This is a genomic window from Citrobacter sp. Ca225 (assembly GCF_030337175.1).
In the GTDB taxonomy this organism is placed as follows: domain Bacteria; phylum Pseudomonadota; class Gammaproteobacteria; order Enterobacterales; family Enterobacteriaceae; genus Citrobacter_A; species Citrobacter_A amalonaticus.
The window spans coordinates 14,447-40,002 of the sequence record NZ_JAOWCD010000071.1 but is presented as its reverse complement, the minus strand read 5'-3'; the positions used below and the strand labels follow the sequence as shown (position 1 = coordinate 40,002).

The following is a 25,556-nucleotide window of genomic DNA, read 5'->3' as shown; positions in this document are numbered from 1 at the left end:
TATTTTGTTTACTGCCAGCCGTAGCGGCGGCTATAGAAGCCTTTAACCCATTGCGTTAACGTCATATATCCCACCAGAATCGCCACTAACCAAGGGAAATAACTCAGCGGTAACGCCTGCAATTGCAGATAACCTGCCAGCGGTGAGAACGGTAGCGCAATTCCCACAATCATTACCACCAGCGTCATCAGCATCAGCGGCCAGGCAGCGCGACTCTGAATAAACGGCACGCGGCGCGTACGAATCATATGCACAATCAGCGTTTGCGACAGCAGCCCCACCACAAACCAGCCAGACTGGAACAGCGTTTGCGCTTCCGGCACATTGGCGTGGAATACCCACCACATCAGGCAGAATGTCAGAATGTCGAAGATGGAGCTGATCGGGCCAAAAAAGAGCATAAAACGGCCCAGATCCGCCGGATTCCAGCGCTGCGGTTTCTGGATCTGCTCATCATCAACGTTATCAAACGGGATCGCCACCTGAGATACATCGTACAACAGGTTCTGAATCAGCAAGTGCAGCGGCAACATGGGCAGGAACGGTAAAAAGGCGCTCGCCACCAGCACGCTAAAGACGTTACCAAAGTTAGAACTGGCGGTCATTTTGATATACTTCAGCATATTGGAGAACGTACGACGCCCTTCAATTACGCCTTCTTCCAGCACCATCAGGTTCTTTTCCAGCAGAATAATATCGGCCGCTTCACGGGCGATATCGACCGCGCCATCCACCGAAATACCAATATCCGCCGCACGTAGCGCTGGCGCGTCGTTAATTCCGTCGCCCATAAAGCCCACCACGTGCCCTTCACGTCTGAGGAGGCGGACGATCCGCTCTTTATGCATCGGCGTCAGGCGTGCGAACAGCGTAGTATGCTGAGCCAACGCGGCCAGCGCGTCGTCGCTCATGTCTTCGATATCATTTCCGACAATCACCTCTCCGGCATCCAGACCTACCTCATGGCATACCTTCGCGGCGACCAGTTCGCTGTCGCCGGTCAGGATCTTCACGGTAATGCCACTGGCTTTCAGCGCTTTCAGCGCCGGTGCGGTCGTTTCCTTCGGCGGATCGAGGAAGGCGATGTAACCTTCAAGGATCAGATCGGATTCATCAATACGCTGGTAATCCCCTTCCCGCGCTGGCAGGTATTTGGTCGCCACGGCGACCACGCGCAGCCCCTGACGGTTCAGCGTATCAGTCACGCGCTTCACTCGACGCAGCATGTTGTCATCCAGCGGCACAATTTCGCCGTTATGACGTACTTGCGTACAGACGCTGACGATCTCCTGCAACGCGCCTTTGCACACCAGTTGATGCACATCCGTCTCTTCTGCCACCACCACCGACATCCGGCGGCGCTCAAAATCAAACGGAATCTCATCAATTTTCTGCCAGCGGGTAGACAACGTGCGCGCAGCGCCTTCATCCACACCTTCCAGCACGGCGGTATCCAGCAGATTTTTCAGTCCGGTCTGGTAATGGCTGTTCAGCCATGCCGCGTGCAGAACGCGTTCACTGGGCTTACCGGAGATATCCGTATGATTCTCCAGCACGATTTTATCCTGGGTCAGCGTGCCGGTTTTATCGGTGCACAGAACGTCCATCGCGCCGAAGTTCTGAATGGCATCCAGATGTTTGACGATCACTTTTTGCTTCGACAGTTTCACCGCGCCGCGTGCCAGCGTCGAAGTAACAATCATCGGCAGCATTTCCGGCGTCAGGCCTACGGCGACGGAGAGCGCAAACAGCGCCGCTTCCCACCAGTCACCTTTGGTATAACCGTTAATGAGCAGCACCACTGGCGCCATCACCAGCATAAAGCGAATCAACAGCATACTGACACGACTGATCCCCTTCTGGAACGCGTTTTGCTCGCTTTCCTGTTCGCTGACGCGCCCCGCCAGTTGACCAAACCAGGTATGGGCGCCGGTGGCGATAACCATCGCCTGCGCCGTGCCGCTCACCACGTTAGTGCCCATAAAGCACAGGGTATCGCGCTCAAGCGGGTTGCTTTGGCTGGCGTCGCGGGTGTGCGCCACTTTCTCCACTGGCAGCGATTCGCCGGTTAATGACGCCTGAGCAACAAACAGGTCTCGCGCCTGAATCACCCGCAGATCGGCCGGGATCATGTCCCCCGCCGACAGCTTGATGATGTCGCCGGGCACCAGTTGATCGCCAGGCAGCTCCACCCAGCCGTTTTCCCCTTTCTCATTGATGACCCGCAGCACCGTCGCGGTGTTGCTGACCATCGCTTTCAGCGCGTCTACCGCTTTGGTGGAGCGCGCTTCCTGGACAAAGTTAAGCAGCGTGGAAATCACCACCATCAGAGCGATCACCCCGGCGGCGAACAGATCTTCCGTGGCATACGAGATCGCGCCCAGAAGAGTCAGCAACATATTGAACGGGTTGCGATAACAGGTCCACAGATGCTTCCACCACGGTGACGGTTTCTGGGTTGGCAGAAGGTTTTCACCGTGTTGTTCGCGGGCGGCGTTCACCTCTGCCACATTGAGTCCTTCCGGATGCGCATGAAACGTTTTCCATAGCGTCTTTTCATCCATCACGGCCACTTTCAGGCAGTGTTCACTCAGTGAAGAAGGTATCGGGGTGCTGGCAATCGACTGTGCATTAGGTAATGGATCGCGGTGCACCAGGCGATCGGGCAAATGGCGGCCAAGCCGGGCAAACAGCTGGCGAGTGATATTTTTAAACATAGGAAGCCCCTCCGCGCCAATAAGACAGGCGCAGAAATATCCTTCAGGCGTGGCAAAACCTTACCTGACAGGTAACATCATTTTTAAACAGGGACGTTAATGCGTCACTGTCTTACATCACCGGTAAGACAGCGAAAGGCAGGCTTACCGGAAAGCGCGTGTTCTCCAGGTCGGGAGAGGGGTGGGATCGGGATCCATAAAGCCTCCGGTAATTGAATGAGTTAGCTCACAGATAATAAGTTGTAGATCATAATATTTGTGGCATTTATGGCGTTATAATAACCCCCGGCAATTAAACAAAACATATACGCAAAATCATTCGGTTCGCATCCCGGCAGAAAATGAACGACGCCAACGCAAAAGCAGCGTGAAGGATGACGTGTATAAACCAGACTTTGCCCATTGTGGTTTCTATAAGTAAAGTTACCCTCTTATCATCTTTTGTTGCGTACCACGGGAAAACAGGATGCAAAATCGGCTGACTATCAAAGACATCGCCCGCTTAAGCGGCGTGGGGAAATCCACCGTTTCCCGTGTGCTGAACAACGAAAGCGGCGTCAGTGAACGGACTCGCGAGCGTGTCGAAGCCGTGATGAATCAGCACGGATTTTCTCCTTCCCGTTCAGCCCGCGCCATGCGGGGCCAGAGCGATAAAGTCGTCGCCATCATTGTGACCCGTCTCGACTCCCTGTCGGAAAACCTTGCCGTACAGACGATGCTGCCGGTGTTTTATGAGCAGGGTTACGATCCGATCATGATGGAAAGTCAGTTTTCCCCGGAAAAAGTGGAAGAACACTTAGGTATGCTGAAACGCCGCAATATCGACGGCGTGGTGCTGTTCGGTTTTACCGGCATCACGGACACGATGATCGCCCCGTGGCAGGCATCGCTGGTGCTGCTGGCTCGTGATGCGAAAGGCTTTGCCTCCGTCTGCTACGACGACGACGGGGCGATTAAAATCCTGATGCAACGCCTGTACGATCAGGGGCATCGCCACATCAGCTTTCTCGGTGTGCCGCACAGCGACGTCACCACCGGGAAGCGCCGCCATGACGCCTATCTCGCGTTTTGCAAACAACATAAGTTACATCCCGTCGCGGCCCTGCCGGGTCTGGCGATGAAGCAAGGCTATGAGCATGCCGCGAGCGTCATTACACCAGACACTACCGCGCTGGTCTGTGCCACGGATACTCTCGCGCTCGGTGCCAGTAAGTATTTGCAAGAACAGCGGGTCGATAATCTGCAACTGGCGAGCGTCGGTAATACGCCGCTGATGAAATTCCTGCATCCGGAGATCGTCACGGTCGATCCCGGTTATGCCGAAGCCGGACGCCAGGCGGCCTCCCAGTTGATCGAGCAGATCAACGGACGCAGCGAGCTGCGCCAGATCGTCATTCCTTCCACCCTTTCCTGAAGCATTGCTGATCGCTTTCTGAACGATAATTTGTGATCTTCGCTGCGTTTCGGGAACGTTCCCATTTTTAATTTTTTATCCCGGATATACTCTGTGGCCATCGCATAACCCCCCCTTTTCACTGTCATCGCCACGAGGCTTCATGATGAGCAAAGTTAAACAAGTGGATATTGACCGGCTGATAGAGCTGGTAGGCGGGCGAGAGAATATCGCCACCGTGAGTCACTGTATTACGCGCCTGCGCTTTGTGCTGAATCAGCCAGCAAACGCCAGACCGAAAGAAATTGAAGCCTTACCGATGGTCAAAGGCTGCTTTACCAACGCCGGTCAGTTCCAGGTGGTGATTGGCACCGAGGTTGGCGATTATTACAAGGCGCTGCTGGCCACCACCGGGCAGGCGCACGCCGATAAAGAGCAGGCGAAAAAAGCGGCTCGTCAGAACATGAAATGGCATGAGCAACTCATCTCCCATTTCGCTGAAATCTTCTTCCCGCTGCTGCCGGCGCTGATTAGCGGAGGCTTGATCTTAGGTTTCCGCAACGTCATTGGCGACCTGCCAATGAGCAACGGCCAGACGCTGGCGCAGATGTATCCAGCGCTGAAAACGATCTATGACTTCTTGTGGCTGATTGGCGAAGCCATCTTTTTCTATCTGCCAGTGGGCATCTGCTGGTCGGCGGTGAAAAAAATGGGCGGTACGCCGATCCTCGGCATCGTGCTTGGCGTTACGCTGGTATCGCCACAGTTGATGAACGCGTATCTGCTGGGGCAGCAGGTACCGGAAGTATGGAACTTCGGCCTGTTCACCATCGCGAAAGTAGGCTATCAGGCGCAGGTCATTCCGGCGCTGCTGGCTGGCCTGGCGCTGGGCGTGATTGAAACGCGCCTGAAACGCATCGTGCCGGATTATCTGTATCTCGTGGTGGTGCCGGTGTGTTCATTGATCCTCGCGGTCTTCCTCGCTCATGCGCTGATCGGTCCGTTTGGCCGCTTGATTGGCGACGGTGTGGCCTTTGCGGTTCGCCATCTGATGACCGGCAGCTTCGCGCCGATTGGTGCCGCGCTGTTTGGCTTCCTGTACGCCCCACTGGTGATTACCGGCGTGCACCAGACCACGCTCGCCATCGACATGCAGATGATCCAGAGCATGGGAGGAACGCCGGTATGGCCGCTGATTGCCCTTTCCAACATCGCACAGGCGTCTGCGGTGGTCGGCATTATTATCGCCAGCCGTAAACAGAACGAACGCGAGATCTCCGTTCCTGCCGCGATCTCCGCCTATCTTGGGGTCACTGAACCAGCAATGTACGGTATCAACCTGAAATACCGCTTCCCGATGCTCTGCGCAATGATCGGCTCCGGTCTCGCCGGTCTGCTCTGCGGCCTGTACGGGGTGATGGCGAACGGTATCGGCGTTGGCGGCCTGCCGGGCATCCTTTCTATCCAACCGACTTACTGGCAGGTCTACGCCGTCGCGATAGCCATCGCCATTGTCATCCCGATCGTGCTGACTTCTATGGTTTACCAGCGCAAATTCCGTCAGGGCACGTTACAGATTGTCTGATTTTATTCGGGGCGCACTTGCGCCCCTCGCATAACCAGGAATTGACTATGAATACCCTTCCCCACTGGTGGCAAAACGGCGTCATCTACCAGATCTATCCCAAAAGCTTTCAGGATACGACCGGCAGCGGCACCGGCGATTTACGCGGCGTGACGCAGCGCCTCGATTACCTGCATAAACTGGGCGTAGATGCCCTCTGGCTGACCCCGTTCTATATCTCACCGCAAGTGGATAATGGCTACGATGTCGCTAACTACACTGCTATCGATCCCGCTTACGGTACGCTGGATGACTTCGATGAACTGGTCGTCCAGGCGAAAGCACGCGGCATCCGCATTATTCTCGACATGGTGTTTAACCACACCTCCACGCAGCACGCCTGGTTTCGTGAGGCGCTCGACAAAGACAGCCCGTATCGCGAGTTTTACATCTGGCGCGACGGCACGCCTGATGCGCTGCCCAATAACTGGCACTCCAAGTTTGGCGGCAACGCCTGGCAATGGCATGCCCAGAGCGAACAGTATTATCTGCACCTCTTCGCCCCGGAACAGGCGGACCTGAACTGGGAAAACCCTGCCGTCCGCGCCGAGCTGAAAAAAGTCTGCGAATTCTGGGCCGATCGCGGCGTGGATGGCCTGCGCCTGGACGTCGTCAACCTGATCTCCAAAGATCAGCGCTTCCCCAATGACCTGGACGGCGACGGTCGCCGTTTTTATACCGATGGGCCGCGAGTGCATGAATTTTTGCATGAGATGAACCGCGACGTCTTTACGCCGCGCAAGTTGATGACGGTCGGTGAAATGTCCTCCACCACGCTGGAACATTGCCAGCGCTACGCCGCGCTGGACGGTAGCGAACTGTCGATGACCTTCAATTTTCATCACCTGAAGGTCGATTATCCCAATGGAGAGAAATGGACGCTGGCGAAGCCCGATTTTGTCGCACTGAAGACCCTGTTCCGCCACTGGCAGCAAGGAATGCACAACGTCGCGTGGAATGCGCTGTTCTGGTGTAACCACGATCAGCCGCGCATTGTGTCGCGCTTTGGTGACGAAGGCGAATATCGGGTGCCGGCCGCGAAAATGCTGGCGATGGTGCTGCACGGTATGCAGGGCACACCGTACATCTATCAAGGGGAAGAGATCGGCATGACCAATCCTCACTTCACCCGGATCACCGACTACCGCGATGTGGAAAGCCATAACATGTTTGCCGGGCTGCGGGCGGAGGGTCGCGATGCCAATGAACTGCTGGCAATCCTGGCCAGTAAATCCCGTGACAACAGCCGTACGCCAATGCAGTGGAATAACCGCAAGAACGCGGGTTTCAGCCAGGGTGAACCGTGGATCTCCCTGTGCGATAACTACGCGGACATCAACGTGGAGAACGCGCTCGGCGATAATTCGTCGGTGTTTTATACCTATCAACGGCTGATTGCGCTGCGTAAATCCGAACCTGTGTTGACCTGGGGTGACTATCAGGATCTGTTACCAGACAGCCCACACGTATGGTGTTATCAGCGCGAGTGGCAAGGACAGCGGCTGCTGGTCATTGCCAATCTGAGCGGTGAATGTCAGGCCTGGTTCCCGGAATCGTACCGGGGTAACTGGCAGGTGTTGATGCACAACTATGATGAAGTTTCACCACTGCCAATGGCGATGACGCTGCGTCCTTTCGAAGCGATCTGGTGGTTGCAGAAGTCATAAACTGAACACATTTTGCCCGGCAAACTCTCGATGCCGGGCAAAAAGGTCGCCCCGCGTTAGCTTACTGTTTTTGTTGAATAAATAATCAGATTTTTCTATATCACAATTTACAATCGCTATAACGCCCGCCAACTGTACGCTCTGCTTTTTACCTTGCGCTACATCAAAAAAATCGTAAACATCCTTGATGCAAATCACTATATATAGAACTTAAAATGCAATCCGCCCCAACATGTTGTATTAATCAACTACATTTACAACAACAATGATGTCCACAGTCAAGGTGACTTTGTGGATAACATGGGACTGGATTGCGGGAAGTGATTGGATAGAGAGATGAATAACCATATCAACGCCTCCCGAGCCTCTGTGGATAACCTGTTCTTATACATTATGGAGTGATCATGACACCGCATGTGATGAAACGAGATGGCTGTAAAGTGCCGTTTAAATCAGAGCGCATCAAAGAAGCCATTCTGCGTGCAGCTAAAGCAGCGGGAGTCGATGACGCAGATTACTGCGCCACCGTCGCAGAAGTCGTTAGCAGTCAGATGGACGCGCGTAGCCAGGTCGATATTAATGAGATCCAGACGGCGGTTGAAAACCAACTGATGTCAGGCCCTTACAAGCAGCTGGCGCGCGCCTACATTGAATATCGCCATGACCGTGATATTCAGCGAGAGAAACGCGGTCGTCTGAACCAGGAAATTCGCGGCCTGGTAGAACAGACCAATTCCGCGTTGCTCAATGAAAACGCCAATAAAGACAGTAAAGTCATCCCGACCCAGCGCGACCTGCTGGCCGGTATCGTCGCCAAACACTACGCCCGTCAGCATCTGCTGCCGCGTGATGTGGTACAGGCGCACGAGCGCGGTGATATTCACTACCATGATCTCGACTATTCCCCGTTCTTCCCGATGTTCAACTGCATGCTTATCGATCTCAAAGGGATGCTGACGCAGGGCTTTAAGATGGGTAACGCAGAAATCGAGCCGCCAAAATCCATCTCTACCGCCACCGCCGTGACCGCGCAAATCATCGCGCAGGTCGCCAGCCATATTTACGGCGGCACCACCATTAACCGTATTGATGAAGTACTGGCGCCATTCGTGACTGCCAGCTTTAACAAGCACCGTAAGACGGCGGAAGAGTGGCAAATTCCGGATGCCGACGGCTACGCGCATTCCCGTACCGAGAAAGAGTGCTACGACGCCTTCCAGTCTCTGGAATATGAGGTCAATACGCTGCATACCGCCAACGGCCAGACGCCATTTGTGACCTTTGGTTTCGGCCTGGGTACCAGTTGGGAATCGCGCCTGATTCAGCAGTCCATTCTGCGTAACCGTATCGCCGGTCTGGGCAAAAATCGCAAAACCGCCGTGTTCCCGAAACTGGTGTTTGCGATTCGTGACGGCCTGAACCACAAATTTGGCGATCCGAACTACGACATCAAACAACTGGCGCTGGAGTGTGCCAGCAAGCGCATGTATCCGGACATCCTGAACTACGATCAGGTCGTGAAAGTCACCGGTTCGTTCAAAACCCCGATGGGCTGCCGCAGCTTCCTCGGCGTGTGGGAAAACGAGAAAGGCGAACAGGTTCACGATGGGCGTAACAACCTCGGCGTGATCAGCCTTAACCTGCCGCGTATCGCGCTGGAAGCAGGTGGTGATGAGCCGACGTTCTGGAAACTGCTGGACGATCGTCTGACGCTGGCGCGTAAAGCGCTAATGACCCGTATTGCCCGTCTGGAAGGCGTTAAGGCTCGCGTCGCGCCGATCCTCTATATGGAAGGCGCCTGCGGCGTACGTCTGAAAGCCGATGATGATATCGCGGAAATCTTCAAAAACGGTCGTGCATCGATTTCACTGGGCTACATTGGTATCCACGAAACCATCAACGCGCTGTTTGGTGATACGCATGTCTACGACAGCGAAGCGCTGCGCGCGAAAGCGGTTGCCATTGTTGAGCATCTGCGTCAGGCCGTCGATAAATGGAAAGAAGAGACCGGCTACGGCTTTAGCCTGTACAGCACGCCGAGTGAAAACCTGTGTGACCGCTTCTGCCGTCTGGATACCGCCGAGTTTGGCGTCGTGCCGGGCGTCACCGATAAAGGATACTACACCAACAGTTTCCACCTCGATGTGGAGAAGAAGGTGAACCCGTACGACAAAATCGATTTTGAAGCGCCTTACCCGCCGTTGGCGAGCGGTGGCTTCATTTGCTATGGCGAATACCCGAACATCCAGCACAACCTGAAAGCGCTGGAAGATGTCTGGGACTACAGCTATCAGCATGTGCCGTATTACGGCACCAATACGCCAATCGATGAATGCTACGAGTGCGGCTTTACCGGTGAGTTCGAATGCACCAGCAAAGGCTTCACCTGTCCGAAATGCGGTAATCACGACGCGGCACGCGTGTCGGTAACCCGCCGCGTCTGCGGTTATTTAGGCAGCCCGGACGCACGTCCGTTTAACGCCGGTAAACAAGAAGAAGTGAAGCGTCGCGTTAAACATTTAGGGAATGGGCAGATCGGTTAATTTCCGTTTGCAAAGGCCGTAGACCTGATAAGACGCCATCGCGTCGCCATCAGGCATCACAATGTTGCCGGATGGCGGTGCAAGCACCTTATCTGGCCTACTACCGCTAACTACAGTTCCAATGTCGTGGTTTTCCTCTAAGCAGTTGGTGTTGTAGCAAGGCGGCAAACGAACGAATCCCGGGGAGCTTACATCAGTAAGTGACCCGGGTGAGTGAGAGCGGCCAACACAGCTACAGCGCCAAATGCAACGAGGAAAAATGAATTATCACCAGTATTATCCCGTCGATATCGTTAACGGCCCCGGTACCCGCTGCACCCTGTTTGTTTCAGGGTGCGTGCACGAATGCCCTGGCTGCTACAACAAAAGCACCTGGCGGCTGAATTCCGGTCAGCCATTCACAAAAGCAATGGAAGACCAGATCATCCGCGATCTGAACGATACGCGGATCCACCGCCAGGGGATCTCCCTTTCCGGCGGCGATCCGCTTCATCCGCAGAACGTACCGGATATCCTGAAGCTGGTGCAGCGCATTCGTGCTGAATGTGCAGGTAAAGATATCTGGGTGTGGACCGGCTATAAGCTGGATGAACTCAACGCCACGCAAATGCAGGTTGTGGACCTCATTAACGTGCTGGTGGACGGCAAATTTGTGCAGGATCTGAAAGACCCGGCGCTGATCTGGCGCGGCAGCAGCAACCAGGTTGTCCATCATTTACGGTAAACACTATGGCGGACAGCATCTGCTTTCCGTCTTTCCTGCCCCTCCCATCAAAAACGACTCACACACTCCATTGCCACCGCTTTAAACTCGGCGAAGTTTTGGCTGCCGCACAGTCGCGTCATAGCGCGTTCACGCAGGAAAGTGACAAAGATATCGTAGATGGCCATTGCCTCTTCGTACTCGCTTTTACTGATAGCGAGTAAAAAGATCACATGTGCGGTTTCGTCCCCCCAGGCGATACCCTGCGGGGCGAGCACCGTATAGACCACCGTTTTTTTCGCCAGCAGTCCGAGGGCGTGCGGCAGCGCAATGCTGTCACCGAGCATCGTGCTGACAATCGCCTCACGTTCCACCACCGAATCGAGGAATTCCGCGTCGACAAACCCTTCACGCTGCAACTGATCGCACAAGGTTTTAAACAGCGTCTGCTGGTCCATCTCGCCTTCGATAATACGAAAATGCGCGGCATCGAAGTATTTGTTCAGCATCCACGGACGGGTTCTGTCTACCAGCACTAACTTACCGATCTGCTCCAGTTGATAGTCGGTAGGAAACGGGGCGATCTGCACGACCGGCTTGTCTTTCTCACCGATCCGCGCCGTGGCGATCACAAAGTCCTCCGCGATACTCTCGCGCTGTTCGTAATCACGCAGCGTCAGCGTGTTTACAATCTCGATCTGCGGATATTTGCGCGCCAGTACCGCTTCAATCATCCGCACCATCGCATTTCCCGTGTCGCAGACCAGCAGAACTTTTGGCTGCCGCTGGTAACCGATGTTGTAACTACGTTCAAGCCCAACGCCGATGTGTAACACCAGAAAGCCGATCTCGTTTTCGCTGATGGCGTAAGGGGTGTATTTACCCCAACTGGAGACTGCCGCCAGGGTCATATCCCATGCCATGGGATAGTGTTGCTTGATGTTCTCCAGCAGCGGGTTCGGGATCATGATCTGATAGCGCACCCGGGTGATCATCGTTTTGATGTGAGTGAGTAAATCCGCATGAAGCTGGTTATCATTCAACAGGTTATAGTTGTACTGGCTGTTGATAAACCGCAGGATGTAATTGACCAGCGCTTCCTCGTCGTCGGCATTGATCGCACTGGGCGCAATCTCCTGCACCTGCCGCGCCGCGATATGTACCTTCAGCCAGTTCTCTTCCGACACCGACAGCGGATGATTTGCCAGATGCTGCACGACAGCGGCAATCTCACGCGCCGCCAGGCACACGTTCTCTTCCACCTCTTCGTTGGTGAATTCCGACAACGGATACCCTTCGCTGATACGGCGTACCGCGACCGCGCAGTACAGACGTAAAAACAGCTCGCCTTCGTCAGTAAGGCGAATATGGAAGCGATTGAAAATCTCCTCAAGCAGCGGTTGAAGCTGCGATGGCACCCCGGCATACAGCGCCTCTTCGGTCACCAGCGGATTAGCGGGATCCTGCTGCGCCAGCGTCCAGAGAAGGTCGGTCAGGCAGGCGCGGATCGCCATCTCGCTGCCGAACAGTTTCATGCCATGGCGCGGACGCGTTTCCAGCGTCAAATGATAGCGTTGCAGCCATTCACGCACTTCTGCCATGTCGTTTTGTAGCGTCGCCCGACTGACAAACCATTCATCAGCTAAATCTTCGAGTTTGAGAGAAAAGGCGGATGTCAGAAAACGTACCATCAGGTAATGTACGCGTTCCTGACTGGTGCGCGGAATTCGCAGCGCGCTGGGCTGCTGCGATTGCAGGGACTGATAGCTTGCCGGGTCATCGATCCTGAGCTGATAACCGTTGCCCCGGCTGAGGATAAACTGCGCGCCGTGCTGAGTCAGCAGGGCGTTGAGCGCTGTAATATCAGCACGAACAGTTCGTGTGGAAACCGACAACCGCTGCGCCAGCTCATCCTGCGGCAGCGTCTCGTTTTGCAACATCGTAAACAGTTGCGCCAAACGTTGGTTGGGGAATCGCACATCACTCTCCTCGTTTTTAACCTACACACGCCCTGGTCAGCGCCAGCAACTGGCGCACATCGTCCGGACGGGTGTTTCCGCTTACCTTATCAATAATAGAACTATAAATGTGAGGAATGATTTTACTGACGCCCGCGTCGAGGGCAATTTGCAGAATCTCAGAGTAGTTTTCCAGATCGATCCCGCCGGTTGGCTCCAGCCAGAAATCATGACACGCACAGGCTTCAGCCACCGCGTTAAACTCGTCACGGCATTTCAGACCGCCCATCGGGAAGTATTTGATCGAGCTACCGCCCATATCTTTCAGCAGCGCGATAGCCGTTTCGACCGGGACAATGCCGTCCGCCGCTTTGCTACTCAGCGGCCCGGTGGAAATTTTGACCAGACCAGGCGTACCAGTCGGCGATACCAGACCGTTGACCACCGTCTCACTCTGCCCGAGCAGGGCGCGGCTGGTTGCCACGCCGGTGAACACCTGGTTGACGTGTTGCGGCTGAACCTGGCGAGAGATTTCACTGACCATCGCCGACTGGTTCGGATCGCCCGCCCCCAGCCCTACGGAGAGCGCATTGTGGATAAGTGCCGCGTAGTCACGCATATCCGCCACCGCGCTTTCGACATCCGGGTAATTTTTGGAGAGTACACCCACCAGCACATGACCTTCCGCCGCGTCGTAAATGTCACGCGCGTTCTCTTTCGAGCCGGCCAGTACATTCAGGCAGACGCGATCGCGATAAAAGTTCGGGGTCAATTTCATGCTTGTTTCTCCTGATTAATCACGTCGCCAATCCGGCGCGCCACAATGTCCAACTGTGCACGATCAACACTGCGCACATCTGCTTCAATAATCCCTTCGTTGGCTTTGTAACCACGGAAGTAAATCGCGTATTCACCCTGCTTGAGCGCTTCCACCAGTTCGCCTGTCGCGATGCCGGTAACAGCTTCATCAAACTTAATTTCTGCGCGGGCGATATCCCGTCCCGCGCTGTCCCACACCACGCGAGCGGTCACACCGTTGAGCGCATTCAGCGCATCAATAAACGGCGTCATTTTTTCCACCATCTCCGCGCCGCTCTCTTTCTGCGCATTCAAATAGAGTTCAATGGCACAGGTCAGGCCGAGAATCCCCTCTTTGCCGACCTTCATCGCCCGACCAATACCCGCCGTCTGGCGTTTCACCCACTCGACGTACTGGGTTTTGCCGATGACCAGTCCGCTGGTAGGGCCTTCGATCGCCTTCGCGCCGCTGTAGATCACCAGATCGGCCCCCGAACGGTAGTAGCACTGCAGATCTTCTTCCGCCGCCGCATCAACAATCAGCGGCAGATTGTGTTTACGCGCCACGACGACGGCCTGCTCAACGCTGAGCATGCTTTTTTGTACGCAGTGGTGGGATTTGATGTAAAGAATCGCCGCCGTGCGCGGGGTGATTGCCGCCGCCAGCTGTGCGGCAGAGCATTCATTGGCATATCCGGCTTCCACCAGCTTGCCACCGCCCAGCGCCACCATCGTGCCAACCGGCGCACCAAAGTTAACGTTGTGCCCTTTCGGCAGCACGATTTCGTTATTCTCAATCGGTGTGATGTGCAGGTTCTCCAGCAGCCAGTCGCTGTCCTGGACCAACACGGCGGCCACCGACTGAGCAATGCCCGCAGACGCACAGGAAACCACCGTCGCCCCTTCCACATCCAGCAGCTTCGCAATGTATTCCCCGGTTTTATTCACCAGATCTTTCATCTCAAAGTACTGGTTCATACCGGCCATCGCCGCTTCCACCACTTCCGGGCGCGGCGTGGACACGCCCAGCGCCGTCATTCGTCCGGAGGTATTAATTACCTGCTTTAAATGGTATTTTTCAAAAATCGAAGGCATGTTCCGCGCTCCCTTGTTCGGTCATATAGCCCTTGCCCGCACGTATTGCGGCAAGCGGCACCAGCAGTTTTTCAGCCTGTAAGCTGTCATTTTCGGCATCGATCAGCACGGTTGGCTGACGCTTCAGCGTAAAGAGGGTTAAGTCAGCGTCCAGACCTGGCTGGAGACGACCTTTGGATTTCAGACGCAAGCCGTCGGCGGCATTCGCCGTCACACAGTTGATGACCTGCGGCAGCGACATCCCGATGGCGAGGAATTTCGACATCACATTCGCCAGCGAATGCACCGGGCCGCTGATACGGTTGCGGCAATAGATATCAGAACTGATGGTGTGCGGCAGAATGCCTAAGCTGATGGCACGTTTCGCCACCGCAAAACTCAGGCTGGCCGTGCCGTGCCCGACGTCCAGACGCACGCCTCGCTGAATCGCCCGGGTGACCGAGGCGCGCAGTTCGCCCTCCGGCGTCAGAATGCGATTGGGTTTTCCGTTGTAGCAGTGGGTGATGATATTGCCCGCCGTCAGGCGCTCTGCGATCTCATCCAGATCCGGCGGGTTATTGCCAATGTGGACCATCAGGGGCAAATCACCGTTCGCTTGCTGCATCGCTTTGGCGCGTTCCAGCGGCGTGATGCCATTTTCACCCACCACGCTGCTGCTCATACGCGCTTTCAGGCCGACGATGAAATCAGGGTAGCGTTTCACCGCCTGCTGTACCGCGTCGGCATCGATGTTGGCCATATTCGCCAGTTCGTTTTGTGCAATCAGCCCGACGCGGGAGATATTCAGAAGTGCATAGACTTCCGTCGCGGCGTCGCGCGTGAGGGCATAGAAATCATCAATATCATCGGCACCGGTACTGCCCGCATCCACAACGGTCGTCACGCCGGTGGCAATGCCTACGCTGTCCGGTTCGTCGTGATAAATCGGGGAATTTGGATAACAGTGAACGTGGGAATCAATCCATCCGGCGCTGACGTAGTACTCGCCGTTGAGCTCAACGGTTTTCACCGCCGGGTCGTTTATCTCGCCTAACGCGGCGATTTTGCCGTCCTTCAGGGCGATATCACAGACCGTATCGTCAACCAGACGCGCACGGCGAAGGAGTAAATCAAACATGTCTCTCTCCTTTTGCCGGATAGCGGCGTAACCACCCTATCCGGCCAACAAAGACGCGCTTATCCGTAGGCCTGATAAGCGCTTTGCCATCAGGTAATTAGCTAATCGCAATCGGGAAGATTGAACCTAAAATCATGGCGCCAAGGATAGCGCCCCCGGTGATCGGTTTCTGCCAGATGTAAAACAGCAGTGCGCCGACCAAAGAACCCACGCCGATAGGGATCGACGCCGTCATCGCGCTGAGGATGATCAAGGGGCCGAGGAAACGCCCCGAGGCGTTACCGGCCCCCATCATCACGTCCGCCCCGTAGGTCGAGTCACTCTGATTGATGGTGAACTTACGCGCCAGGATAATGACGTAACCAATCGCCAGGCCAATCGCCAGCCCCGTAGCGAGAGAAGCGATAAAGTTCTCAACCGGGAACACAATGCCTGCGCCCAACAACAGCGCCGGAACCCCCAGACCAACGCCGGTCTGAATCGCACCGCCGATATCCAGAATCCCCACCAGGGAGCCTTCGATAATGCGGGCGAACAGGAAGCTGGCACCAAACGCGGCCACTGCGCCGTACGATCCGGTATCAATCCCCGCTTTCAGCATGGCCACGAACGCCACTTCGTTAAACGCGCCAATCCCGTACAGGTAGTACATGTGCGTCCCGGCAAACACACCGGAGGAGAGCAGGCCAACGAAGATCGGGAACGACCAGTCGGCAAACCAAAAACCTTTATTCTGTTCCATTGTGGCCTCCGTTATTTGCCGCTAAGCGAGTTGTGGATCAGTTCGAGCCAGTTCGGCACGGTCATGTGGAAGGATTCGATCATCTTCATGTCGAAGCCACGGAAGAAGCCGCTCAGGACGAACAGCAGGACGATGGCCGCCATCATCACTTTGGTCACATGGTTCCAGCCGCTCTCTTCAACGCCTTTACCAATCAGGATGCCGAGGACCAGACCCGGTACGGCGTTACCCATGATCAACTGTGCCGCGCCGCCGAAAACGGTTGCCCAGAAGCCTGATTTCTTACCGGCATCGATCGCCGCCAGCCAGAAGATCACCGGCATCACGGTGTTGACCAGCAGGTTTGCCGCAGGGACCAGCACCTTAACGGCGGTCACCTGCAACGCTTCCGGTACGGAAGAAGCCGTGAGGTTCAGGAAGGTCACGACGATCATGCCGATGACGCCGCAGGCAATCGCCATTTTTTTCGGGTCATGCAGCGTTTCACCGACGTTACGGTTTTTGATCATCAGCGCTGCCGCGCCCCAGTTAGGAATGATGCGGTGATCCACGTCCTGTGTGAACGAGCCCGCCGCAACGGATGAGGCCCAGGCGTTGAAGAAAAAGCCCAGACCAAACGAGAAGTGAGAAGCCGGATCCCCTTCGCAGGAATTCAGTTCCCCCAGAGTTCGAAACGCACCCATCCCCTGTGTGGTAGGCGCATGAAACATGCGTGCAGCCCCGGCCCCCACACCCACGCCGACGAGGGCACCGATGATGAGCGATTTTATTAAAATTATCAGGAACATAATTATGCCTTCTTAACAAGAATCAGCGTTGCGAGACAAAATCCACCTTGTCCAGATTGATGGCTGTCACGTTGACGGTCACATCCAGCTCCACGCTGTAAGTGCGTCGTTCCCGGCGCAGAAAGAAGAACAAAAACGCTTCTTTGCGCACCGCTTCACGCGCTTGAACAACCTGCACATCCTGTGGCTCAATACGCAGTAAAATGTGCGGCGATGCCTTCATGACCGCGGCCTGAACGTGGTTCAGGGCATCGGCAAAGGCGCGCGCTTTGGCTTCGCCTTTACCGGTGACTCTCACCGTTGTGGTGAATTGTTCTTTCATACTTACGCGCCGTATTTTTTCTGCCACGCCTGGACCAGGCGCTCGCCAAGCTCTTCTTTATCCATAAAGCCGAACCCCAGCACGTTGCAGCCTTCGTTAATCGCCGTTACGCCTTCATCCACAGAGCGCATCCCATATTTGGCTTTGTAACCGTATTTGTTCTGTGCAGTGATGGCGCCCGCGCCGCCGCTGCCGCAAAAAGAGATGCCGAACGTGGCGTTTTCCGCTTTCATCACGTCCCCCAGTTTCATATCTGCGGCAACGCCCGGTACTACCACCGCACGACCACCGGCTTTCTCGACGCCTGCCGCCACTTTCTGGCCTTTACCCAGACGATCGCCAATCACGACTGTAATCTGTTCCATGTTGTTGCTCCTTAAAGGTTGTCTTTCGCGACTTCAAAGTGGACGGACAGCAGCCAGGCTTCTTCCTCGGGAAGGTTGCCAAACGCTGCGACCACGTCGCGGGCAAGCGCCATTGAGTCGGCTGAAATTTCATCAAACAAACTGGCTTCCACTTCCGGCAAAGGCTCGCCGGTCACCGACCGGTGCGCCATGGCGCGAACGTGAGACGTCAGCATTTGTTCCTGTACGGCGTTGGGAATGATGTGATGTTCACGCAGCAAGGCATACACTTGCGCCAGCATGCGATCGGCCAGTTCACCAATCTGCGCCACCTGTTCCCCCATGTCGTTCATTACTGCTCCGTTATTCACTCGTCTTACCCCGTTAATGGCTCTGAGTTAAAACTAGCGGTGGGGGTAAAAAGTTTGTAGCGAGTTGTTTTCCACTTCGAAGTGGAAAGGCGAGTGGCAATAGTGATCTGTTCCACAGAAAAGGGGGTTTTGATGATTTATCGCTGGAAAAGTGTGATTTTATTCACAGATATCAACGGCGTTTCGTTGCGACGCCAGCAGAGAAGAAAGTCTGAAACTGTGAGCAAAGAGCGATTTTCAACCATAGTATCCAAAAGACTTATGACGAATCTCTGCGAGGCGCTACGCATAGGCTAAACCCCACGCTGGCGCGGAATTTGTGATTACAAGAAAATACGGTGATGGCTATGCGTCCCCATCATAAAGAGGAAACACCTAAATTAGCCTATAAGCTAATTTAGCTTTTATGCTAATATTTTATCAGGGAGAGATGCCGTGTTTACCGTCATGCTGCATGTCGATGTTGCCAGCGAGTTGGCAAGTTTACCGCCCACCGTCAGGGCAAAAATGATTCGCTTGATTGATAAGTTAAAAATCAATGCGACTGCATTACGGGAACCCGACAGCAAACCTCTCGGTGCTGGTCTGTTTGAGATTCGCACAATGGGAACCGAGCCAGGCCGTGGTCTGTATGTCTATCAGAAAGGCAAAACCATCTATCTGTTACGCGTGTTCATTAAGAAAACGCAGAAAACGCCCAAACAAGAAATGATGCTAGCCTTCGAAAGGCTGGAGGAGATGCTCAATGAGCAAGAAAACTAAAAGCGTCGCCTGGGACGACGTCAGAGCAGACCTGATGTCCGATCCTGATGTACAAGCCGCAATGGAAGTGGAAGAGCGGAAGGCACGTCTACAAGCTATGCTCGCACAATGGCGTAAACACGCGGGATTAACTCGCGCGCAAGTTGCTGAAAGAATGGGGGTTACGCCGCCAACAGTCTCCAGGATGGAAGCGAATATTATCAAGGCCAGTCTGGAAACTATTGTCCGTTACGCCAGAGCCTGCGGAATTAAACATCCGCAAATCATCCTGTGACGGTCACCTGATGTCCCTCTGGAGACATCAGGTGAGCAAGACAATTAACGATACTTCTTGTGATACGCGTTGCGGGTGGTTTTGAATTCTTCCGCCGCGGCCTGCGCTTCTTTGACCTTCCCTTCGTTTGCCAGCTTCAGCGCACCGTCGATCTGGCCGACCAGAATGTCGAAACCATGACGGAAATCTTTCATTTCCGGGCTATCTGAGGCCTTGCTTTCCAGTTTTGGCGGCGTCGCTTTTTGCGCGTCCAGCGCAGCGGCGCGCATTTTGGTTAACGCATCGGTCACTTGCGTCGCGTTATCCGCTTTTTCGATTACCTTCAGGTTATCGTTAAGCGTTTCCATATTATCTTCCAGATCAGCGGCGAACACGGAAGAGCCCAAAACTAACGTTGAAGCTGCGATGATTGCTAACAGATGTTTACGCATTGCTCACTTCCTTTTTTTTATTGTTATGGCGCGGCAGGTCGCGCCATGGATGTTTACTGCCCGGCGATTTTCATCTCCGGCAACAGTACTGAACCACACTGTATATTGCTACGTGTTTCAATATCGTTACCAATCGTCACAATATTGCGCCACATCTCTTTTAAATTTCCGGCGATGGTAATTTCGCTCACAGGGTATTGAATTTCCCCGTTTTCAACCCAGAAACCGGCTGCGCCGCGGGAATAATCCCCGGTAATGCCGCTCACGCCCTGGCCCATCAGTTCAGTGACCACCAGACCGGTGCCCATCTCTTTAAGCATCTGCTCAAAGTTCAGTCCTTGTCCGGCAATACGCCAGTTATGAATGCCGCCAGCATGACCGGTGCTTTTCAGCCCCAGCTTACGTGCGGAGTAGTTGGTCAGCAGCCATTGAGTCAGAACGCCGTCTTTCACAATGTCACGACGTTCCGTGCGCACGCCTTCGCTGTCAAACGGTGAGGAGGCCAGTCCTTTCAGCAGGTGCGGATGCTCCTCAATGGTCAGCCATTCAGGCAGAATTTGTTTGCCCAGCGAATCCAGCAGGAATGTGGATTTGCGGTACACCGAACCGCCCGCAATTGCGCCAACCAGATGTCCAATCAGCCCGGTCGCCACTTCGTTAGCAAAAATCACCGGCGCTTTCATGGTCGAGAGTTTACGCGGAGACAGGCGGGATAACGTGCGGCGAGCACAGTCTGCGCCTACCCATTCCGGCGTTTGTAGATCGCCCATCGCGCGACCAATGGTGTAGGCGTAATCGCGCTCCATATCGCCGTTTTCTTCGGCAATTACGCAACTGGACAGCGAATGGCGGGTGGAGCAATAGCCCTGCAACATACCGTGGCTGTTGCCAAACACTTTAATGCCATAGTGGCTGTTAAAGCTGCCGCCTTCCGTATTGGTGATGCGTTTGTCGGCCTGCAAAGAGGCCTGTTCAGCACGCGCTGCCAGTTCGATGGCTTCGTCCGGGGAAATGTCAGCCGGGTGGAACAGGTCCAGATCCGGCGCGTCAAAAGCCAGCAGTTCTTTGTCGGCCACACCGGCGCACGGATCCGGTGAAGTGTAGCGCGCGATATCCAGCGCCGCCTGGACGGTACGGGCAATAGCCTGTGGGCTTAAATCGGTCGATGAGGCGCTGCCTTTACGGTTCTGATGGTAGACGGTAATCCCCAGCGCACCATCGCTATTGAATTCGACATTCTCCACTTCACCATAACGGGTGCTGACACTGATGCCGGTCGTTTTGCTTACGGCGACTTCCGCCCCGTCCGATTTGCCTGAGGCTAACTCCAGCGCTGTCGAAACTGCTTCTTCCAGAATCTTACGCTGCGCTTCAACTTGTGAGATTACTTTCATCGCAAATGCCATAATGTAGAGAGAGTTTCTTTGAAGTCTAACAGAGAACCGTTTTTCAGTGCGCATCTTAACTGGTAACATTAGCCTCTTTTTTTAAGGAGCCTGACATGACAAAGCAGCCCGAAGACTGGCTCGACGACGTTCCCGGTGATGACATCGAAGACGAAGACGATGAAATTATCTGGGTCAGCAAAAGTGAAATTAAACGCGACGCCGAGGAGCTAAAACGCCTGGGCGCGGAACTGGTGGATCTGGGGAAAAACGCGCTGGACAAAATCCCGCTTGATGCGGACCTGCGTGCCGCCATTGAGCTGGCCCAGCGTATCAAGATGGAAGGTCGCCGCCGTCAGTTGCAGTTGATTGGTAAATTGCTGCGCCAACGCGAGGTGGATCCTATCCGTCAGGCGCTGGATAAGTTGAAAAACCGCCACAACCAGCAGGTGGTGTTGTTTCACAAGCTTGAGCATCTGCGTGATCGTCTGATCGATGAAGGCGATGACGCGGTAGAAGAGGTGCTGAATCTGTGGCCGCACGCCGATCGTCAGCAGTTACGCTCGCTGATCCGCAATGCGAAGAAAGAGAAAGAAGGGAATAAGCCGCCGAAGTCCGCACGTCAGATCTTCCAGTATCTGCGCGAACTGGCGGAAAACGAAGAGTAATCCCGTACGCTAAATAGGCCCGGTAAGCGTCAGCGCCACCGGGCATTTTTATTACTCTTCAGCTTCCGCTTCGGCTTTCTTCGCCAGACCATCCAGCAGTTTCTGGTGAATTCCACCAAATCCGCCGTTACTCATCACCAGAATGTGATCGCCCGGCTGCGCCGTTTTCACGATCATCTCTGCCAGCGTATCCACATCCCCGCTCCAGTGAGCAGGCTGAATGCAGGCGTCCGCCACTTCCGCGACTTGCCACGGAATATGCGGCGGCTGCAGGAGATACACTTCATCCGCGCGGCCCAATGACGGCGCCAGGTCGTCTTTGCACAGCCCCATCTTCATGGTGTTGGAACGCGGTTCCAGCACGGCGATGATGCGCGCCGTGCCGCCTACTTTTCCGCGCAGCGCCGCAAGCGTTGCCAGAATCGCCGTTGGGTGATGGGCAAAATCGTCGTACACCGTGACGCCGTTTGCTTCACCGCGCAGTTCCAGGCGGCGACGGGCATTAATAAATGATCCCAGCGCCTGAGCCGCATCCGCCGGTTGTACGCCAACATGACGGGCTGCGGCGATTGCCATCAGACCGTTGTGCATGTTGTGCTCACCGACCAGCGACCACTTCACAACGCCGACCTTTTCACCGTCCAGCCACACTTCCCATTCAGAAGCATCGACGTTCAGCTTTTTCGCCTGCCAGTGGCCCTGCTCGCCCACCAGCTCCTGTTCGCTCCAGCAGCCCATCGCCATCGTCTGCTTCAGGTTAATGTCGTGCTCAGGATAGATGATCCGCCCCTGCCCCGGCACAATGCGGACCAGATGGTGGAACTGCTTCTGGATCGCTTTCAGATCGTCAAAGATATCCGCATGATCAAACTCAAGGTTATTGAGGATCAGCGTACGCGGGCAGTAATGTACGAATTTGGATCGTTTATCAAAGAAGGCGCAGTCGTACTCATCCGCTTCAATCACGAAAAAGTTGCTTTCGCCCAGACGCGCAGAAACGTCAAAGTTCCCCGGCACACCGCCAATCACAAAACCGGGTTTGTAACCGCAAGCGTCCAGAATCCAGGTCGCCATGCCGGCGGTCGTGGTTTTACCGTGCGTTCCCGCAACGGCCAGCACCCAACGATCGCGCAACACAAAATCATGCAGCCACTGCGGGCCGGACATGAACGGAATGTTTTTCTCCAGCACCGCCTCAACGCACGGATTCCCACGGGTCATGGCATTGCCGATGATCACCAAATCCGGCTGCGGGTCGAGTTGACTGGGGTCATAACCCTGAATCAAATCAATGCCCTGATTCTCAAGCAAGGTACTCATCGGCGGATACACATTGGCGTCCGAACCCGTTACTTCATGACCGAGCGAGCGCGCCAGCATCGCCAGACCGCCCATGAACGTGCCACAAATTCCCAAAATATGAATGCGCATACGTCACTATCCTAATTTAACCCAGGGGGCATTTTACGCATATGTCAGCCAAGTGAGAAACGCATTTCAGGATAATCCGTAGTTTGCTGGCGCGATTCACCTGAGCGCAGCCACTGAAATATTTGTTAAGATTGTTACGGTCGCTTTACTCCATATTAATTGCAGGGAAAGTGTTATGAAAACGTTAGGTGAATTTATTGTCGAGAAGCAGCACGAGTTCTCTCATGCTACAGGTGAGCTCACTGCGTTGTTGTCGGCAATAAAGCTGGGCGCCAAGATCATCCACCGCGATATCAACAAGGCCGGTCTGGTCGATATCCTGGGTGCCAGCGGTGCTGAGAACGTACAGGGTGAGGTTCAGCAGAAACTCGACCTGTTCGCGAACGAAAAACTGAAAGCTGCACTCAAGGCGCGTGATATTGTCGCGGGTATTGCCTCTGAAGAAGAAGATGAAATCGTCGTTTTCGAAGGCTGTGAACACGCGAAATACGTGGTGCTGATGGATCCGCTGGATGGATCGTCCAACATCGATGTTAACGTCTCTGTCGGGACCATTTTCTCTATCTACCGCCGCGTGACGCCTGTCGGCACGCCGGTCACGGAAGAAGATTTCCTGCAACCAGGCAACAAGCAGGTTGCTGCAGGTTACGTGGTTTACGGCTCTTCCACCATGCTGGTTTACACCACCGGCTGCGGCGTCCACGCCTTTACCTACGATCCGTCGCTGGGTGTGTTCTGCCTGTGTCAGGAGCGGATGCGCTTCCCGGAGAAAGGCAACACCTACTCCATTAACGAAGGCAACTACATCAAATTCCCGAACGGCGTGAAGAAGTACATCAAGTTCTGCCAGGAAGAGGATAAATCCACGCAGCGCCCGTATACCTCGCGCTACATCGGCTCACTGGTTGCTGACTTCCATCGTAACCTGCTGAAAGGCGGGATCTACCTTTATCCAAGCACCGCCAGCCACCCGGACGGTAAACTGCGTCTGCTGTACGAGTGCAACCCAATGGCATTCCTTGCGGAGCAAGCGGGCGGCAAGGCGAGCGACGGGAAAGAGCGTATTCTGGATATCACGCCGGAAAGCCTGCACCAGCGTCGTTCGTTCTTCGTCGGCAACAACCATATGGTTGAAGATGTAGAACGCTTTATCCGGGAATTCCCGGACGCGTAAAACTCTTGCCGGATGGGCTGACGCTTTATCCAGCCTACACACTAAGCGCCTCTCCCCGGAGAGGCGTTTTTTTGTCAGGCGGTCTGCAATTTAAACGACGCCATCGCTTCAATCAGCGCATGCGATTGCTCTTCCAGGGAACGGGTTGCCGCAGAAGACTGTTGTACCAGCGCCGCATTCTGCTGCGCCGTTTCATCCATCTGACTCACCGCGATATTCACCTGTTCGATACCGCGACTCTGCTCCTGCGACGCACTGGCGATTTCCCGCATCAGTTTGGTCATCCGCATGACTTCGCTGGCAATCTCATCCATCGTTTCGCCTGCCTGCATCGCCAGATCGCTGCCCTCTCCCACCTGTGACTGCGAGTCGCCAATCAGCGTACGAATCTCTTTTGCGGCCTCCGCGCTACGGCTGGCCAGATTGCGCACTTCGCCCGCCACCACGGCAAAACCGCGTCCCTGCTCTCCCGCGCGCGCCGCTTCAACCGAGGCGTTCAGCGCCAGAATATTGGTCTGGAACGCAATCCCGTCGATCACGCCAAGAATATCGGCGATACGATTAGCACTCCCGGAAATGTCGCGCATTTTTTCAATGACATAACAGACCATTTCACTGCCGCGATCGGCGGTATCAGAAACCGATTTCGCCAGTTGATGCGCCTGATCGGCGTTTTCCGCATTCTGTTTCACCGTTGCGGTAAGCTCCTCCATGCTGGCGGCAGTTTGTTCCAGCGAGGTCGCCGTCGATTCGGTGCGTGTCGCCAGATGAATATTGCCCGCCGTCAGTTCACGACTGCCGGTGTCTATCTGCGAACTGGCATCGCGAACGCGTCTGACAGATTCACTCAGCGCCATGCGCATCCCTTCAAGCGCGGCCTGCAGGCGATTAAACTCGGCGCTGGCATAACGGCTTTCTGCCGCCGACAAATCTCCCGTTGCCAGGCGTTCCAGTTGTTCAACCACATTATCGAGCGGTTTCAGCAGCTTATTACGCAATAACAGCCAGACCACTGCCAACAGGGCGATGGCCGTCAGCGTCGTCGCGGTCATCACTCCGTAATAAATCCATGAGGTAATGATTCGCGTGGAGGCGTAAATCCCCATGCCGCCTGTTAGCAGCAATAACAGGGTAATAAGCGACAATAAAACCAACAGGGTATTTCGTAGGGAGAGGGATTTTGGCATCGTTATTTTCCGGTTGTAAGATATACAGAAACTATCGACAACAACCGGAAAAAGTTTAGGTG

General features: G+C 54.8%; 23 protein-coding genes. 9 read left to right on the top strand and 14 right to left on the bottom strand.

Features of this window, described 5'->3' with window-relative positions; all coding sequences use genetic code 11:
- Nucleotides 1-8: 8 nt before the first annotated feature.
- Nucleotides 9-2,717 carry a magnesium-translocating P-type ATPase gene (mgtA, locus tag OGW13_RS11085; RefSeq protein ID WP_044264668.1) on the bottom strand — a complete coding sequence of 903 codons (2,709 nt, stop codon included), beginning with the start codon at nt 2,715-2,717 and terminating at the stop codon, nt 9-11.
- A gap of 466 nt (nt 2,718-3,183) precedes the next feature.
- On the opposite strand from mgtA, the gene treR reads away from it, so the two are divergent.
- The 5 genes from treR to nrdG all read left to right on the top strand — a co-directional run bounded on the left by treR (nt 3,184) and on the right by nrdG (nt 10,668).
- Nucleotides 3,184-4,131, top strand: coding sequence for a trehalose operon repressor TreR (gene treR / locus OGW13_RS11080; protein ID WP_042999232.1), 948 nt, complete (start codon nt 3,184-3,186; stop codon nt 4,129-4,131).
- A 145-nt stretch (nt 4,132-4,276) separates the two neighbouring features.
- A complete protein-coding gene (gene treB, locus OGW13_RS11075) occupies nt 4,277-5,695 on the top strand; it encodes a PTS trehalose transporter subunit IIBC (protein ID WP_287116086.1) in 1,419 nt (472 codons plus the stop codon).
- Nucleotides 5,696-5,742: 47 nt separating this feature from the next.
- The gene (treC, locus tag OGW13_RS11070; protein WP_287116082.1) at nt 5,743-7,401 is read left to right on the top strand and encodes an alpha,alpha-phosphotrehalase; all 1,659 of its coding nucleotides are present in this window, start codon (nt 5,743-5,745) and stop codon (nt 7,399-7,401) included.
- A gap of 404 nt (nt 7,402-7,805) precedes the next feature.
- A complete protein-coding gene (gene nrdD / locus OGW13_RS11065) occupies nt 7,806-9,944 on the top strand; it encodes an anaerobic ribonucleoside-triphosphate reductase (RefSeq protein ID WP_042999228.1) in 2,139 nt (712 codons plus the stop codon).
- A gap of 259 nt (nt 9,945-10,203) precedes the next feature.
- On the top strand, nt 10,204-10,668 hold the full coding sequence (gene nrdG / locus OGW13_RS11060; protein ID WP_287116081.1) for an anaerobic ribonucleoside-triphosphate reductase-activating protein: 465 nt from the start codon (nt 10,204-10,206) through the stop codon (nt 10,666-10,668).
- 47 nt (nt 10,669-10,715) lie between these two features.
- On the opposite strand, the gene OGW13_RS11055 is transcribed toward nrdG, so the two are convergent.
- The 9 genes from OGW13_RS11055 to OGW13_RS11015 form a co-directional block, all read right to left on the bottom strand.
- Nucleotides 10,716-12,626: a BglG family transcription antiterminator gene (locus tag OGW13_RS11055; RefSeq protein ID WP_061069571.1), complete on the bottom strand. Its 1,911-nt coding sequence runs from the start codon at nt 12,624-12,626 to the stop codon at nt 10,716-10,718.
- 16 nt (nt 12,627-12,642) lie between these two features.
- Nucleotides 12,643-13,383, bottom strand: a complete 741-nt coding sequence (gene dagF, locus OGW13_RS11050; protein WP_287116080.1) for a 2-dehydro-3-deoxy-phosphogluconate aldolase — start codon at nt 13,381-13,383, stop codon at nt 12,643-12,645.
- Complete coding sequence (locus tag OGW13_RS11045; protein ID WP_042999224.1) at nt 13,380-14,498, bottom strand: DgaE family pyridoxal phosphate-dependent ammonia lyase; 1,119 nt, start codon at nt 14,496-14,498, stop codon at nt 13,380-13,382. Before OGW13_RS11045 ends, dagF begins: the two co-directional genes overlap by 4 nt.
- Entirely contained in the window at nt 14,482-15,615 is a 1,134-nt protein-coding gene (locus OGW13_RS11040; RefSeq protein ID WP_287116079.1) for an amidohydrolase/deacetylase family metallohydrolase, read from the bottom strand. The genes OGW13_RS11045 and OGW13_RS11040 overlap by 17 nt, the downstream gene beginning before the upstream one ends.
- 97 nt (nt 15,616-15,712) lie before the next feature.
- Complete coding sequence (locus tag OGW13_RS11035; protein ID WP_042999222.1) at nt 15,713-16,357, bottom strand: DUF4310 family protein; 645 nt, start codon at nt 16,355-16,357, stop codon at nt 15,713-15,715.
- 11 nt (nt 16,358-16,368) lie between these two features.
- Nucleotides 16,369-17,145, bottom strand: a complete 777-nt coding sequence (locus OGW13_RS11030) for a DUF4311 domain-containing protein (RefSeq protein ID WP_042999221.1) — start codon at nt 17,143-17,145, stop codon at nt 16,369-16,371.
- 22 nt (nt 17,146-17,167) lie between these two features.
- Nucleotides 17,168-17,467, bottom strand: coding sequence for a DUF4312 family protein (locus OGW13_RS11025; RefSeq protein ID WP_042321633.1), 300 nt, complete (start codon nt 17,465-17,467; stop codon nt 17,168-17,170).
- Nucleotides 17,468-17,469: 2 nt separating this feature from the next.
- Nucleotides 17,470-17,832: an SFCGS family glycine-rich protein gene (locus tag OGW13_RS11020; protein ID WP_012134368.1), complete on the bottom strand. Its 363-nt coding sequence runs from the start codon at nt 17,830-17,832 to the stop codon at nt 17,470-17,472.
- A gap of 11 nt (nt 17,833-17,843) precedes the next feature.
- The gene (locus tag OGW13_RS11015) at nt 17,844-18,182 is read right to left on the bottom strand and encodes a glycine dehydrogenase (RefSeq protein ID WP_061075410.1); all 339 of its coding nucleotides are present in this window, start codon (nt 18,180-18,182) and stop codon (nt 17,844-17,846) included.
- Nucleotides 18,183-18,617: 435 nt separating this feature from the next.
- Between OGW13_RS11015 and OGW13_RS11010 the strand changes: the two genes are divergently transcribed.
- Together OGW13_RS11010 and OGW13_RS11005 are read left to right on the top strand one after the other, a co-directional pair.
- Nucleotides 18,618-18,944 carry a type II toxin-antitoxin system RelE/ParE family toxin gene (locus OGW13_RS11010; RefSeq protein ID WP_042999220.1) on the top strand — a complete coding sequence of 109 codons (327 nt, stop codon included), beginning with the start codon at nt 18,618-18,620 and terminating at the stop codon, nt 18,942-18,944.
- A complete protein-coding gene (locus OGW13_RS11005) occupies nt 18,928-19,218 on the top strand; it encodes a helix-turn-helix domain-containing protein (RefSeq protein ID WP_172961308.1) in 291 nt (96 codons plus the stop codon). Before OGW13_RS11010 ends, OGW13_RS11005 begins: the two co-directional genes overlap by 17 nt.
- Before the next feature lie 44 nt (nt 19,219-19,262).
- Here OGW13_RS11005 and cybC read toward each other — a convergent pair whose 3' ends face one another.
- Together cybC and pmbA are read right to left on the bottom strand one after the other, a co-directional pair.
- Nucleotides 19,263-19,649, bottom strand: coding sequence for a cytochrome b562 (gene cybC / locus OGW13_RS11000; RefSeq protein WP_054177077.1), 387 nt, complete (start codon nt 19,647-19,649; stop codon nt 19,263-19,265).
- Nucleotides 19,650-19,702: 53 nt separating this feature from the next.
- Nucleotides 19,703-21,055 carry a metalloprotease PmbA gene (pmbA, locus tag OGW13_RS10995; RefSeq protein ID WP_044264679.1) on the bottom strand — a complete coding sequence of 451 codons (1,353 nt, stop codon included), beginning with the start codon at nt 21,053-21,055 and terminating at the stop codon, nt 19,703-19,705.
- Nucleotides 21,056-21,150: 95 nt separating this feature from the next.
- Between pmbA and yjgA the strand changes: the two genes are divergently transcribed.
- Nucleotides 21,151-21,702 carry a ribosome biogenesis factor YjgA gene (gene yjgA / locus OGW13_RS10990; RefSeq protein ID WP_042999217.1) on the top strand — a complete coding sequence of 184 codons (552 nt, stop codon included), beginning with the start codon at nt 21,151-21,153 and terminating at the stop codon, nt 21,700-21,702.
- 51 nt (nt 21,703-21,753) lie between these two features.
- Here the strand turns inward: yjgA and mpl are convergent, their stop codons facing one another.
- Complete coding sequence (gene mpl / locus OGW13_RS10985) at nt 21,754-23,133, bottom strand: UDP-N-acetylmuramate:L-alanyl-gamma-D-glutamyl-meso-diaminopimelate ligase (RefSeq protein WP_099433533.1); 1,380 nt, start codon at nt 23,131-23,133, stop codon at nt 21,754-21,756.
- A 175-nt stretch (nt 23,134-23,308) separates the two neighbouring features.
- Between mpl and fbp the strand changes: the two genes are divergently transcribed.
- On the top strand, nt 23,309-24,307 hold the full coding sequence (fbp, locus tag OGW13_RS10980) for a class 1 fructose-bisphosphatase (RefSeq protein ID WP_042999215.1): 999 nt from the start codon (nt 23,309-23,311) through the stop codon (nt 24,305-24,307).
- Between the two features lie 74 nt (nt 24,308-24,381).
- On the opposite strand, the gene OGW13_RS10975 is transcribed toward fbp, so the two are convergent.
- Nucleotides 24,382-25,494, bottom strand: coding sequence for a methyl-accepting chemotaxis protein (locus tag OGW13_RS10975; protein ID WP_072185422.1), 1,113 nt, complete (start codon nt 25,492-25,494; stop codon nt 24,382-24,384).
- Between the last annotated feature and the right edge of the window lie 62 nt (nt 25,495-25,556).

What these genes read in the sequence shown, in the direction of transcription:
- pmbA (WP_044264679.1), bottom strand. Translation starts at nt 21,055, where the DNA reads ATGGCATTTGCGATGAAAGTAATCTCACAAGTTGAAGCGCAGCGTAAG.
- OGW13_RS11040 (WP_287116079.1), bottom strand. Translation starts at nt 15,615, where the DNA reads ATGTTTGATTTACTCCTTCGCCGTGCGCGTCTGGTTGACGATACGGTC.
- cybC (WP_054177077.1), bottom strand. Translation starts at nt 19,649, where the DNA reads ATGCGTAAACATCTGTTAGCAATCATCGCAGCTTCAACGTTAGTTTTG.
- yjgA (WP_042999217.1), top strand. Translation starts at nt 21,151, where the DNA reads ATGACAAAGCAGCCCGAAGACTGGCTCGACGACGTTCCCGGTGATGAC.
- mgtA (WP_044264668.1), bottom strand. Translation starts at nt 2,717, where the DNA reads ATGTTTAAAAATATCACTCGCCAGCTGTTTGCCCGGCTTGGCCGCCAT.
- treR (WP_042999232.1), top strand. Translation starts at nt 3,184, where the DNA reads ATGCAAAATCGGCTGACTATCAAAGACATCGCCCGCTTAAGCGGCGTG.
- nrdG (WP_287116081.1), top strand. Translation starts at nt 10,204, where the DNA reads ATGAATTATCACCAGTATTATCCCGTCGATATCGTTAACGGCCCCGGT.
- nrdD (WP_042999228.1), top strand. Translation starts at nt 7,806, where the DNA reads ATGACACCGCATGTGATGAAACGAGATGGCTGTAAAGTGCCGTTTAAA.
- OGW13_RS11005 (WP_172961308.1), top strand. Translation starts at nt 18,928, where the DNA reads ATGAGCAAGAAAACTAAAAGCGTCGCCTGGGACGACGTCAGAGCAGAC.
- OGW13_RS11020 (WP_012134368.1), bottom strand. Translation starts at nt 17,832, where the DNA reads ATGGAACAGATTACAGTCGTGATTGGCGATCGTCTGGGTAAAGGCCAG.
- OGW13_RS11035 (WP_042999222.1), bottom strand. Translation starts at nt 16,357, where the DNA reads ATGGAACAGAATAAAGGTTTTTGGTTTGCCGACTGGTCGTTCCCGATC.
- OGW13_RS10975 (WP_072185422.1), bottom strand. Translation starts at nt 25,494, where the DNA reads ATGCCAAAATCCCTCTCCCTACGAAATACCCTGTTGGTTTTATTGTCG.
- mpl (WP_099433533.1), bottom strand. Translation starts at nt 23,133, where the DNA reads ATGCGCATTCATATTTTGGGAATTTGTGGCACGTTCATGGGCGGTCTG.
- dagF (WP_287116080.1), bottom strand. Translation starts at nt 13,383, where the DNA reads ATGAAATTGACCCCGAACTTTTATCGCGATCGCGTCTGCCTGAATGTA.
- OGW13_RS11025 (WP_042321633.1), bottom strand. Translation starts at nt 17,467, where the DNA reads ATGAAAGAACAATTCACCACAACGGTGAGAGTCACCGGTAAAGGCGAA.
- fbp (WP_042999215.1), top strand. Translation starts at nt 23,309, where the DNA reads ATGAAAACGTTAGGTGAATTTATTGTCGAGAAGCAGCACGAGTTCTCT.
- treC (WP_287116082.1), top strand. Translation starts at nt 5,743, where the DNA reads ATGAATACCCTTCCCCACTGGTGGCAAAACGGCGTCATCTACCAGATC.
- treB (WP_287116086.1), top strand. Translation starts at nt 4,277, where the DNA reads ATGAGCAAAGTTAAACAAGTGGATATTGACCGGCTGATAGAGCTGGTA.
- OGW13_RS11030 (WP_042999221.1), bottom strand. Translation starts at nt 17,145, where the DNA reads ATGTTCCTGATAATTTTAATAAAATCGCTCATCATCGGTGCCCTCGTC.
- OGW13_RS11045 (WP_042999224.1), bottom strand. Translation starts at nt 14,498, where the DNA reads ATGCCTTCGATTTTTGAAAAATACCATTTAAAGCAGGTAATTAATACC.